The organism is Nocardia sp. SYP-A9097, assembly GCF_009649815.1.
Classification (GTDB): Bacteria; Actinomycetota; Actinomycetes; order Mycobacteriales; family Mycobacteriaceae; genus Nocardia.
Genome location: NZ_WJIC01000015.1, coordinates 188,386 through 200,630, shown reverse-complemented (window position 1 = coordinate 200,630; position 12,245 = coordinate 188,386). Strand labels below are relative to the sequence as shown.

Here is a 12,245-nt window from a genome sequence, read left to right as displayed (position 1 = left end):
GTCTGCCGCGAGATCGAGAAACGCCGGGCGATCTCGGCGTGAGCCACCCCGTCGGCGGCCAGCACGACGATCCGAGCTCGTAGCACCAACCCGGACTTCATCGTGCTCGACCGGATCCAGCCCGCCAAGATCTCCCGATCGCCATCACGCAACACCAGAGGGGCAGCTCGCACGGCCCACATTCAACCAGAAACCCATACCGCCCAACAACTTTGGAATCGACCCACTAGCGGTCGCCGTCTACGGTGAATGGGGGAGTGGCAAGACATTCTTCATGAAGAAGATCGAAGCCAGTATGGGCAAACTTGCCGAGAATTCGCCCGATATATTCGAAGCGGGCGTACAGCATGTCCGTTTCGGAGCATGGCACTACTCTCGCGGGAATCTGTGGGCGAGTCTGATCGAACAGATCTTCGCGAAGCTGGGTCCATCGGACGGCATATTGGGACGAGTGTTCCTCGATGCAACAACAAGAATCGATGCAATCGAAGGAAGGCTCACAGCCGCCCAGCATCAAATTGATTCAATCGCAAGTCGTTCGGAGCAGATCGACCATGAAATCGCCGAGGTCGGGACCCGGCATGAAGAAGAACTCGATGCTCTGAAAGACGTTCGTACCAAAAATATTTGGCGAGAGGTCGTCGCCGACCCGGTGCTGACTGCGCGGTTCCGGGTTGTTCTCGCCGAGTCGGGCCTTTCGCTCGCGCTAGACAGCGCTCTCGATCTCCGGGATTCTGCACGTGAAGCGGTCGTCATCGCATCCAGAGCACGGCTGCTCGCCACAGCCGGCGGGAAGTGGTATAAATCGCCACTTGCGGGTGCAGCATTCGCTGGCGTGACCGGCGTGATTCTTATGGGACTGCTGTCGTTGATTACTCCCGGCTCAATGGATTCGCTGGTAGCGGTTGTTGCACCGTTCGCGGGGGCCGGATCGAGTGCTGCTGCCTGGATCAAACGGCAATCGGGATTCGCTCGAAAACTTTTGGAACCGGCTGAGCGACTGCAGCGACAGATCGAGCATGCGGTGGAAGAGAAGCTTGCCGAGCAGGCGGCCGAGCTGCAGAGGCTGGAGGCCAAAGCTGCCTCTACGCAGGCTGAGTTGCAGGGTGCACACGAACGCAGAGCCCGAGTTATGGAAGAGTTGGCCGTGGCGTGTGGCGAACGTGCCCAGTTGACGCCTGCTCGGATCATGCATGACTTTATTGCAGAACGCGTCGCGAGCGATGAGTATCGGCAGCATCTCGGGATAATGGGTGCTGTCCACCATGATCTGGTCACTCTCAGTCAGTGTCTCGATGCAGCGGCGTCCGATCCCGAGGCCACGGTCAAACGCATTGTTCTGTACATCGACGATTTGGACCGATGCGCCCCTGAAACGGTAATGGACGTGCTCGAGGCCGTCCATTTTCTGTTGGCTCTTCCGCTGTTCATCGTCGTTGTCGGCATCGACAGGCGAGTTCTGGAGAGCGCGCTACACCTACGACATCGAGACTCGATTGCGTGCGATGCAGGTGCACCGACCGCTGCGGAGTATCTCGAGAAGATCTTCCAGCTGAGCTATACGTTGCCAGCGATGACGCCGGATGGGTGTAGAGCCATCCTCCGTGACGCTGTCGATGTGGGTCGGGTACCTGATGTGGAGGACGCCGGTCCAGGACCTGTACCCGAGACCGAAAGCATGGAAGCTCCCGAAAGCGCTGTGCCGGTCGGCTTGCCGTCCAGCGAGCAGTTGGCCGAGGCGCTGGTCCTCACCGATGAAGAACTTGCCGCGGTGGATCTCGTCGCACCCCTTGTGGGCGCAAATCCTCGTCGCGCCAAGCGGTTTGGCAATACTTATGCCGCGGTTCGTGCTCGGCTCGCAGGCAAGGCGCACGATACTCGGGCATTGCCAGCCGTGATCGCCCTATTGGTCGGCGCACCGACCACAGTGGGATTGAAGCTTCAGCAACCCGATACTGCCGAGAACGCAGATCTCTCCCTTGGGGACTGGATTCGGAAGGTTGCGCCCGACGGTGTCGCCCATGGCGAATCCGGTCGCCTTTCTGTCTTCCTCTCGGAAGGGGATCGGTTGCTCGAAATCCCGATGGCCGCAGTTATCCACATACTGCCTGATGTAGTGCCATATTCGCAGCGCTGAAGTCCTCCTTCAGCCGGCTTGCTGGAACTCTTCGAAGCGTTGAGCCAGCCGGTCGGGCGACGGCTTCTCCTTGGGCTTTGTCGGGGTGAACAGGGCCCGGCCATGCATCTCCTGTAGACCGTGCTTCAGCATCGGTCCGTCGATCTCATCCAAAAGTGTCTGATTTATACGAACCTGATAGTTAGGTGTGATCCCCAGGAAATTCTCGTCGTAGGCAGCGTGGTGGATCTTGCAAAGGCTGAGGCCGTTATCCACAGTTGGCGTGCCATTCGGCTTGCCGTCCGAGATGATGTGCGCTGCATCCAATAGCTTGGCGTGTTTGAGATGGCATACCGCACAGCGACATTGGTACGCGCGTAGGACTCGGCCCCGGAACTCGGGCTGATGTAGTCGCTGCTTGATCACTCGCTCTGCGTACTGCCGCTCCAACGGCTGGAGTTGCAGGGGATTGCTTACCGATCGGAGATCGTCATCCAGGGCGATCAAGAAGCGTCGGTTCTTCTTGTCATCCGCTACCACGTAGACGCGGGGTATCGGGACGAAGATGCCATCCGCGATCTTGCGGAGCATTAGGAGTGGCAGCTCCAGTTCGAGCGCGCGACGCAACTTCTTGTTGTCGCCGTCAACGCTGCCCTCTCGGTAGGCATAGGCAAACAACGAATCACTCAGTTCCTGATCTGCGTACTTCCCCTTGGGATCGGAGAGAATTGACAGCGTCGCGAGCATGTAGCTCGGGTTGCGGATTCCGCGGTTGCGGTCGATGAGGCGATGTGTTTCGCCTCCGATCGTGAAGTCCCACAGTTGTTGACGGGTCACGACTCCGGCTTCACCGACCAACTCATCGAGGTGGCGGAAGATCTCCTCGCGGAGGATGGTTTCGGCATCCTGGTCCATAAGAGAAGCTTGCCACTCCGCGCCCCTGGATGTTGATCTTCAACAGCTTGCAGAGAAGACTGCCCGTCCGGACCGGTGGTGAACTTTTGGTGCAACTCGTGCGTGGAGTGCGGGGAAATCGGCAGCGTGCGTAGGGGATTGCAGCAAAAGTTCACCTCAGCGCTCAGCGGGCAGGACGGTTTCTGCGGCGGTGGCGAATAAGCCGTGCTGCTTCGTCGGCGCAGGTGTCGAGGCAGGAGTAGATATCGGCGGCAGCGTAGCGCAGGACGAACCAGCCGGCGAGGACAAGAGCGTTCTGCCGACGGCGGTCGGCGCGGAATGTTGTTGGATCGCTGTGGAATTCGCGGCCGTCGATTTCGATGATGGTTCGGGAGTGGGGGTCTACGAAGTCGCCGTAGAAGGGGCCTACAGGGTGGTTGGCGAGTAGATGAAGGCCGCGGCTGGTGAGGGCGCGGGTGAAGAGTCGTTCCGGTTCGGATGCGGCGTCCGGTGCCGCAGTTCGGAGTTGTCTACGGAGTGCGGGGGATCCTTTGAGGTGGCTGCAAAGGTCGAGAAGATCCGGCGACGCGGCATGTGCGTGTTCGTCGATGAGGCGTTCTGCATCATGGTTGGGCATGACGGTCAGACAGTCCAGGAGGGTGCGGGCCGGAGTGGTCGCGGGCAGGTCCCAGACAGCGTCAGTCCAGTCGGGACGCAGGTCGCGGCGGTACAACCGCAGCCACGGCGGGGTGCGGCGGTAGCAGGCCGAGGGGATGGTGGCTTCGAGTAATTCGGGCTCTTGGAGCATGTTCCACAACCAGGCTGCGGTGCGGTGGCTGAATACTGCCTCCGGGAGCCAGGCAACGACCGCCTGACACTTTACGAAGGTGGTTGAACTGCCTTCCGAGTAGATGCCTGGGAGTAGGCGGGTGTACCGACCGGTGCGGCAGCGGTTGGTGATGGTGGCAGGAGAGATTTCGGTCAGCAACTCTCTTCGGGTTCGGATCACAGATGGACGATCCCTGATCGGCGATTCAGACTCGGGTACGTGTCCTGGGGAAACGTCGGGTCTGCGGATAACTCGGCTGCTGTGGAAAACGCTCGTTTGCTTCAGGAGAGCCGTGCGGAACTGGCTGGCCAGCGGCGCTGGTGGATGCGGATCTATAGTCCCTGGAGTGGGTAGCTTGATTGTTCGGTCGGCTGAGGTGGCCGATGAGAAGTTCTTGTGGGAGATGCTTTTCGAGGCTTCGTACTCTCGGGAGCAGGGGCGGGAGTCCGCTGAGGAGCTGCGTGGGATTCCGGCGTTGGCGCGGTATGTCGAAGGGTGGGGTGCGAGAGGGGATTTCGGGGTCGTTGGCGGGGAAGGCGATGTGCCGCAGGGGGCTGCGTGGGCGCGGGTGTTTACAACAGAGAATCCCGCGTATGGGTTTGTGGACGAGTACACGCCCGAGTTGGCTATTGCCGTTGTGCCCGGACTGCGGGGGAGTGGGTTGGGGAGCGCGCTTATGAACGGGCTGATCGAGACTGCTGAACGGAGCTACGATGCCGTGAGTTTGAGTGTGCGACAGAGTAATCCGGCGCGGAAGCTCTATGAGCGGTTGGGGTTTGTGGTGGTGCCGAGTTCGGAGTATGAGCATGACGGCAGTACCAGTGTGACCATGGTGCTGCGGTTTCGATGAATCACTTCGTGGGGAAGGACAGGCGTCCGGGGACGACGTAGTCGTCTGGGTCCAGGAGCATGCGGAGTTCGGGACTGTTTGGGAGGCGGGACAATTCAGCTTCCAGCTGGGATCGGAATGCCTCGCCGCGGGCTGTTATCAGGGGGAGCCAGTTGTCGTGGTGGTTGGGGACGAAGACCTTTGGGCGTAGGGCTTCGATGTAGCTGCGCGGATCGCGTAGTCCGTTGGTGAACTGGTTGTAGCCTTGCACCGCGCCGACGTGCACGTCTGATGTGGGCAGGTCGCGCAGTACTTCCAGTACCTGTGGCGCTTTGTCCAGCAATGGTCCGGACGAGTCATGCCATGTCAGCGTGAAATTCTCGGTGCGGAATTGGTAGAGCAGGACGCCGCCTTCGGGGTCGGTGAGGCGGCGGATCAGGTGGGCGGTGTCGGCGAGAGTTGGTGGGTACCTGCGTATATCGCCTAATCGGGGAGTCGGCTTCACCGGTGTGCATGCGTCCGCGCCCTCATGTCGGGGGGTGCGGGCGGAATGGATGTGGCGGATTGCCGTCACCGAAACGGCCTGTGTCAGTTCGAAATCGTAGCGATCACCGGGGGAGGAGGTCGCCGAACCTAGTGCAACGCAGGGGAATTCGGCTGCCGAGACCTGTTTGCGGGCGGTGGCGCAGTGTTCGGCGGTGCCGTGCACCACCGCGCAACTGGCCTGCGCGATCGGACCAGCATCGGCTGCGTGGTCGAAGTGCCCGTGGCCGATGAAGATCGCGGCGGGGCGTAACGCCGCTACCTCGGCGGGGGTGGTCGGCACGTATCCGGAGGTTGCGCCGCGGGGGACCCAGGCGTCCAGGAGGAATACCGAACCACCCAGGGCCACAGCGAAACTCGCGCAGCCGAACCAGCTCAGGATCACCTGATCCGAACGTACGGAACCGGTTTCGGAATCCACCGCGTCCACGCCGAAGAAGCGTTGTCGTGCGGCGATCGTCTGCGCGAGGGTCGGTGCGGGAATGGGCGGAGTTTCGATCCGCTGCGAGAACCACGTGAGTCCGCGTTGCAGCGGACTGCCCTGGATAGGGCTGCGCACCATCCCGTATTCCTCTCGCCCGCGGAACTGATGGTTCCGACCCGTTGCGCGCATTCTGCCCGGATTCACCCTCGGCTGTCAGCGTGCCTTGCGGGTGAACGTTAGGTGGGTGACCTTTGCGGATGACTCCAACCGACTGCATTCGTACCCCGCCATCGTGGCCGGATCGTCGTAGATGGCCTCGCCCGCGCCGAGCAGGATCGACACCTGGGCGAGGTGCAGTTCGTCCACCAGACCCGTGCGCAGGAACTGGCGGACGGCGGATGCGCCGCCGCCGAGGCGGACGTCCTTGCCGTCGGCGGATTCGAAAGCGCGCTTCAGGACCGCTTCGGGGGTGTCGTTGACGAAGTGGAAGACGGTGCCGCCCTCCATTTCCAGCGACGGCCGCGGGTAATGGGTGAGGACGAAGGTGTCGTGGTGGTAGGGCGGGTTGGGGCCCCACCAGCCGGTCCAGGAGTGGTCCGGCCATTCGCCGCGGATGGGGCCGAACATGTTGCGGCCCATGATGGTTGCGCCGATATTGACGTCGCCGGCGATGGCGTAGTCCTCGTCGAGGCCGCCCTTTCCGGTCGCGGCCGCCCCGGTCATCCTGCGCCCGTAGTCGGTGTCGAAGACCCAGGTGTGCAGGTCCATTCCGCCTTCGCCCAGGGGGTTGTCCTGCCCCTGGTTCGGGCCGGCGACGTAGCCGTCCAGGGAGATCGACAGGTTGTGTACTCGGAGTTTCGGCATTACGCACCTCGTTGACTGGTTGTGGTTTGCAATCAGTCAGTATCATAGAATCAACCAGTTGTGATCTGCAATCGGTTTGGCGGAGATTTTGGAGGCAGGCATGGACGCACGCTCGGGATGCCCGATCAACGCGACCATCGAGGTCATCGGCGACAAGTGGAGCCTGCTGGTGTTGCGCGACATCATGTTCGGCAATCGCAGGCACTTCCGCGAATTGCTGAACAACTCCGAGGAGGGCATCGCCTCGAATATCCTGTCCGATCGGCTCAAGCGGCTCACCGCCGCCGGATTGCTCAGCCGGGACGATGTGCGCCCGGGGCAGAAGGCCGAATATCGTCTCACCGAACCCGCCATCCAACTCGTGCCGATCATGGCGCATCTCGGCGCGTGGGGTCTGCGGCACCGGCCGACCACGCTCACCCTGCGCGTGCGGGCCGAACTCCTGGAGGAGGGCGGCCCCGAACTCTGGAACGATTTCATGAACGAACTCCGCGAATCACACCTCGGCACACCCCTGCCCAAGAGCTCCGGACCCCGCGCCACCGAGCGCCTCGCCGCCGCCTATGAGGCTGCTCTCCAACAGGATTCGGGCCGATAATCGGTAACCGAGACCTTGCCGTTGCACTGGGCAATCCGGCGGTGAATGTCGGAACACGACCGTGACGAACTGGTAGGTGAATGTTCAGCCCTTTGTTAATCAGGTGGCGTTGCATCGATATCAGGGATAGCTGAACGAAGGCTGTCGTTAGGGCAATTGGGGGCCCACCATGTACAACGAGGTGCATGCGGCCGTGCAGGACGACCACAAGTACACGATGCGGATCAGCCGGCTTGCCATAGACAAGCTGGGAATCCGTCTCTACGACCGGGTTTCGGCCGTGCTGGCCGAACTCATCGCGAACTCCTACGATGCCGATGCCACCGAGGTGGAGGTCTCGCTACCGTGGGGCGTCACCCTGGCCGGGACGGTGCGCGCCGCGGATGAGCCCGCATATCGAATCGTGGTGTCCGACAACGGGCACGGCATGACCACCGATGAGATCAACCGGCACTATCTGATGGTCGGCTCCGATCGGCGCGTGCGCACCGGAACCGATCTGTCCCGCGAGCGCGGGCGACCCGTCATGGGGCGCAAGGGGATCGGTAAGCTTGCCGCCTTCGGTATCTGCCGCACCATCGAAGTCATCACGGCGGGAAGCCATTCCGGCGATGAGAACGAATTGGGTTGGCCCGTCTCGCATATCGTGCTGGATCTCGGCGAAATGCTCTCGGACACCGAACGCGACTACTACCCGCGGCCGGGCCCGCTGGACGGCACCTTCACCGCCAAGCGCGGCACCACCGTGATTCTGCGAGACTTCTTCCGCAAGAGGGTGAATACCGGCACCGAGCTCAGCCGTCAGCTGGCCTCGCGCTTCGGCATCGAACGCTCGGACTGGCGGGTGCTGGTGCGCAATTGCATCGGGCGGGAGAGCTTCACGCTCAGCGATCTGCCCATCGATGTCATGGAGGACACCCGCATCGATGTGAGCCGGGTGCCGGTGCGCTTCGGGCATAAGTTCCTGCCGGTGAGCGGCTGGATCGCCTACTCCAAACAGCCGTACCGCGATGACGCCATGGCCGGTGTGCGCATCTACGCGCGCGGCAAGATCGTCGCGCAGACAAGGGATTTCGGCATTACCGCCGGATTCACCGGGGAGTTCAAACTGCGCTCCTATCTGGTCGGCGCGGTGCACGTGGACTGGCTGGACGACGAAGAGGATCTGGTCCGCTCCGATCGCCAGGACATTATGTGGAACTCCCCGCGCGGTGAGGCGCTCGCGCAGTGGGGGCAGGCACTGATCAAGGAGATCGGCCGGATCGGCGAGAAATCCATTCGCCGCCGCGTCTGGGAGGAGTTCGTGGACCGCTCCCGGCTGCGCGAAACCCTGGAGGCAATCGCGCCGGGGGACAGGCTGTTCCGCGACTCGGTGATCGATGCCGCGCGAATCCTGGTGGCGCACAAGGATCGAGCCTCACTCGACGATCCCGCGCACATCGAGAACATGGTGCGGCTGGCACTTTCACTCGGCCCGCAGCGCAGCCTGCTCGAAACCCTCAAGGAGATAGCCGAAGACGCCGAGCCCGAGATGGATGTCGTTGTGGCACTGTTCGAACGGGCGCGGGTCGCCGAGATCTACTCACTCGGGCAGATCGCCGGTGAACGCGTCGCCGTGGTGGATCGGCTGCGCGCGCTGATCGACGACCGCCGCTCGCTCGAGCGCCCGCTGCAGGAGCTCATCGAAAGCGCGCCGTGGCTGCTCGCACCGGAGTGGACGCCGCTGGGGATGAACGAATCCCTGAAACGGGTAAGGGCCAGCTTCGAGCGTTGGTACACACACAAATTCGGCACCACCCTGCTCACCACCGCCATCGGCAGCCCCAAGCGCGAACCCGATTTCGTGCTGCTGCACGACTCCGGCGAACTGTGGATCGTGGAGATCAAGCGGATGGACTACCATCTCACCGACGAGGAGTACAACCGCGCCGTCAACTACCTCTACGAACTCGATCGCTTCCTCGATGAGAATCCGCGTATCGGTGCCCAATTCCCGCGCCGCAGACTGACTTTCATCGTCGACCACATTGATCGCCTGGGTCCGGCCGCACTCTCCTCCCTGATGAGCGATCAGCGGGTGGACCGCCGCACCTGGCGCGAATTGCTCGACGCCACCCTGCGCGCGCACCGTGACTTCCTCGACCGCGTCTATTCCATGCGCGGCAACGAGGAGGAAGAGGGCACCGCGCGCGCGGGATAGGGCCCTGCGGGCCGGCTCGTCCGGAGCGCGCACACAATGACGTGAGCGCATCCGCACCGGGCGAGCCGGTCTCGTTTTCCGGACATGCCGGAACCCGGTCGCGGGCGCGCGCACGCCGCGACCCTCCGCGTGCAACCATGGACCGCGGTGCGCGTGGGGACGCAGCCCCCAGGTATCCCGGCGTTCGAGAAGGTTCGATAAATGGTGCACGGCACTGTGAAGTGGTTCGACAGCGAGAAGGGCTTCGGCTTCATCAGCCCCGATGACGGCGGTCCGGAGGTGTTCGTGGAGTACACCGCCATCGAGGGTGCGGGTTTCCGCTCGCTGGCCGAGGGTCAGCGGGTGGAGTTCGAGGTTCGCCGCAGCAAGCCGGGCCCCGAGGCCGTCATCGTGCGGGTTATCGCAGCCGGTTTCTGAAGAATTCGGTCGCCAGCACCTCTGCGCGCTCGCGGGAGGTCGGTTCGTCGCCGGTGAACTCCGCTGTGGCCCGCTCGAACTCGGCCGCGATGAAGGCCGCGATCGGTCCGGGCACCTCGCCACTACCCATTTCGCGGGTGCGCGATTTCAAATCGGTCAGTTCCGCCACCGATTCGACGAATGCCACCGGTAGTTCGCATTCTTCAAGCAGAGTTGGCAAATGCATCGGAGCCACCGCCTTATCCGGATGCTCATGCAACCAGCGCAATGCCATCGCAGGTCGCAGCGAATAGAACACCTTCTTCAGTGACCGGTTCGTATCGAACAGCCGCCACTGCCGAGCACCCAGATGCAGGTAATGCCGGGCCACTCGATCGCGATCCGCCACCGCCTCCGCGAGCTCCCGCAATTCGCTACGGAATTGCGTGTCCGCGGTGTAGACGATGGGTGACATCACCCATTCGATCAGCACCGCGTTCCCGCGGACCAACAGCCGCAGCGCCTTGACCAGGTCCCAGCCGCTGACGTCCAGCAGGCCCACCAGTGGCGTCTCGATGACATCGCGGGCCGGCCAGGGCGTCAGATAGTCGTTCAGCGACCGCAGGTACACGAACCGGCAGTCGTAGTCCGAGTCCGGTGAGGGGAATCCCCAGGCCCGGCTGCCACTTTCGATGGCGAGCGGCACGGTGACGCCCTGTTCACGCGCGATCCTGGCCAGTTCGCCGTCGATTGTGGAGACCACCGTTGGGTCCATGGAGGAGGGGATCGAGCGCAGTGTCATGGACGGTGACGCTAGCGTCGCAAGCCGCGCTGGTCCACGCGATTTTGGACTGCCAATGCCCATGGAAATAGGGGCGTGATTGGCTCGTTATAGCTGAGAATTTGATGTGGATATGGCCCGTGTCACACAATTCTGAACCTGTGACGCCCATCACATAACGCTAATGCCCGGTAACGGGACCGAAATGACCGCCGATATGCTGACTGTCGTTAGTTCAATCGAGATCCACTGAGAGGTATTCAAATGATCCCCGTTATCATCGACACCGGTTCCGCTGCTCTGAACGGCCTGCTCGACACCGGCTCCGCCGCGCTGCACGGCATCCTGAGCACCCTGTGGACCGGCTCCTTCGGCCGCTAAATAGCGCCGCACAAGCCGAAAAGGCCGACCTCGGGTTTCGCAGCCCTGAGGTCGGCCTTTCGTAGTATTTATCGAACCGAGATCGGCTATTTGCCGGTAGAGCCGCTCGCCGAACCACTTCCGGAGCCGGTACCCAGGATGCAGAGCGGGTTGTTCACCATCAGCGCCTCCGCCGAGCCCGAGGACGAGCCGGTCACGGATGAGTCGATGGCGGGTGTATTCGGTACCGGCGCGGCCGGATTCCCCGATCCGCCGTCACGCATCGACCGGCCGTCGAGGTTGGACGGGGACGGGACGCCGAGCAGGTCCAGCACCGTCGGGGTTATATCGGCGAGGGTGTAGCCATTGTTCTGCGCGCCGGCGGCGAAGCCGGGTCCGCGGGCGATCACGAAACTGGCTGTCTCATAGGCGGTTTGACCGCCGTGTCCGCCTTCGGGCTTGTGGCCGTGGTCGGTGGTGACCAGGATCGTCCAGCGTTCGTCGGTGTGCGACGCCGCTCGCGCGTCGACCGCCCGGGTGATCTTGCCGACCAGTGTATCGACCCGCTGAATCGCATCCCGGTACGCCTGCGGCCAGATGCCGCGCAGCGTATGTCCGGTGATATCAACCTGATCCAGGTGCGTGAACACCAGATCGGCGCCGTCGTCGGTGACCGCGGAGACCACCTGCGCCGCCGCGTTCGAATCCGCCGTTGTCTCACAGACTCCCGAGCCGCTCGGATCGATCTGCGTCACCGATACCTTGTCCGCGTGCGGATTTCCGGTGCGCGCGATCATGCCGATCTTGTCCCAGGTGCCCAGCGATTCGGTCGTCAGGTTCGGCCGGGCCTGCTCCAGCTGCGTGAAGACGGTCGGATAGGGCGCGAAAGCCGCTGGCGTGCAGGTGGAGTCGTTGTCCTTGATGCCGTGCTTGGTATCCCATACTCCAGTGAGCGCGGTCGCCCAGGAGACGCACGACATGGTGGTGTGCGGTGCGATCGAGGTCTGCGCGAGCGTCCCCTGTGCGGCCAGTAGTCCGAGATTCGGTGCGTTGGCGGCGAGTACCTCGCTGTAGAGAGTGCCGTCGATGCCGATGACGACAACCTTGTTGGTGATGGGCGCGGCCTGCGCGGGGACCGCGGCCGTCAGGGGCAGTGCGGTCAATGCGGCGAGGGCGAGTAGTCGATGAGGCATATGAGTGCGATGAGAATTAGAGGCGCGAGGCGACATGCCGCGCAACCTAGTCGCACACACCCGCCCGCGCGACTGGAACTGGACAATCGACCACGAACATCTCGGTGGGTGGGAAAAGGCCCATGTCACCGGTGTGACGGCGCGCGTCCACCGGGCGGTAAGCCGAGATCAAATCTGGCCCACTAAGCTAGCGCCCGTAAATCCCGGATCCCTTCCCG

The 12,245-nt window shown here is 62.7% G+C and carries 11 protein-coding genes; 5 read left to right on the top strand and 6 right to left on the bottom strand.

The genetic code is table 11. The annotated features are described in order from the left end of the window. Nucleotides 1-196 precede the first annotated feature (196 nt). Entirely contained in the window at nt 197-2,137 is a 1,941-nt protein-coding gene (locus GFY24_RS27120) for a P-loop NTPase fold protein (RefSeq protein WP_309231390.1), read from the top strand. A gap of 9 nt (nt 2,138-2,146) precedes the next feature. On the opposite strand, the gene GFY24_RS27115 is transcribed toward GFY24_RS27120, so the two are convergent. Then, nucleotides 2,147-3,031, bottom strand: coding sequence for an HNH endonuclease (locus tag GFY24_RS27115; protein WP_153807904.1), 885 nt, complete (start codon nt 3,029-3,031; stop codon nt 2,147-2,149). Nucleotides 3,032-3,194: 163 nt separating this feature from the next. Continuing rightward, nucleotides 3,195-3,818, bottom strand: coding sequence for an endonuclease domain-containing protein (locus GFY24_RS27110; RefSeq protein ID WP_153807903.1), 624 nt, complete (start codon nt 3,816-3,818; stop codon nt 3,195-3,197). A gap of 367 nt (nt 3,819-4,185) precedes the next feature. Between GFY24_RS27110 and GFY24_RS27105 the strand changes: the two genes are divergently transcribed. Then, complete coding sequence (locus GFY24_RS27105) at nt 4,186-4,689, top strand: GNAT family N-acetyltransferase (protein WP_194853035.1); 504 nt, start codon at nt 4,186-4,188, stop codon at nt 4,687-4,689. A gap of 1 nt (nt 4,690) precedes the next feature. Here the strand turns inward: GFY24_RS27105 and GFY24_RS27100 are convergent, their stop codons facing one another. Continuing rightward, nucleotides 4,691-5,773: an MBL fold metallo-hydrolase gene (locus GFY24_RS27100; RefSeq protein WP_153807901.1), complete on the bottom strand. Its 1,083-nt coding sequence runs from the start codon at nt 5,771-5,773 to the stop codon at nt 4,691-4,693. Between the two features lie 75 nt (nt 5,774-5,848). Then, on the bottom strand, nt 5,849-6,499 hold the full coding sequence (locus GFY24_RS27095) for a dihydrofolate reductase family protein (protein WP_153807900.1): 651 nt from the start codon (nt 6,497-6,499) through the stop codon (nt 5,849-5,851). Between the two features lie 100 nt (nt 6,500-6,599). On the opposite strand from GFY24_RS27095, the gene GFY24_RS27090 reads away from it, so the two are divergent. The 3 genes from GFY24_RS27090 to GFY24_RS27080 all read left to right on the top strand — a co-directional run bounded on the left by GFY24_RS27090 (nt 6,600) and on the right by GFY24_RS27080 (nt 9,714). Next, the gene (locus tag GFY24_RS27090; protein ID WP_153807899.1) at nt 6,600-7,097 is read left to right on the top strand and encodes a helix-turn-helix domain-containing protein; all 498 of its coding nucleotides are present in this window, start codon (nt 6,600-6,602) and stop codon (nt 7,095-7,097) included. Between the two features lie 169 nt (nt 7,098-7,266). Beyond that, a complete protein-coding gene (locus GFY24_RS27085) occupies nt 7,267-9,297 on the top strand; it encodes an ATP-binding protein (protein ID WP_153807898.1) in 2,031 nt (676 codons plus the stop codon). A 201-nt stretch (nt 9,298-9,498) separates the two neighbouring features. Continuing rightward, nucleotides 9,499-9,714, top strand: coding sequence for a cold-shock protein (locus GFY24_RS27080; protein WP_153807897.1), 216 nt, complete (start codon nt 9,499-9,501; stop codon nt 9,712-9,714). On the opposite strand, the gene GFY24_RS27075 is transcribed toward GFY24_RS27080, so the two are convergent. Beyond that, entirely contained in the window at nt 9,695-10,495 is an 801-nt protein-coding gene (locus GFY24_RS27075; RefSeq protein ID WP_153807896.1) for a nucleotidyltransferase domain-containing protein, read from the bottom strand. The two genes, GFY24_RS27080 and GFY24_RS27075, sit on opposite strands and share 20 nt — an antisense overlap. A gap of 446 nt (nt 10,496-10,941) precedes the next feature. Continuing rightward, nucleotides 10,942-12,027, bottom strand: a complete 1,086-nt coding sequence (locus GFY24_RS27070) for an alkaline phosphatase family protein (RefSeq protein WP_153807895.1) — start codon at nt 12,025-12,027, stop codon at nt 10,942-10,944. Nucleotides 12,028-12,245 lie beyond the last annotated feature (218 nt).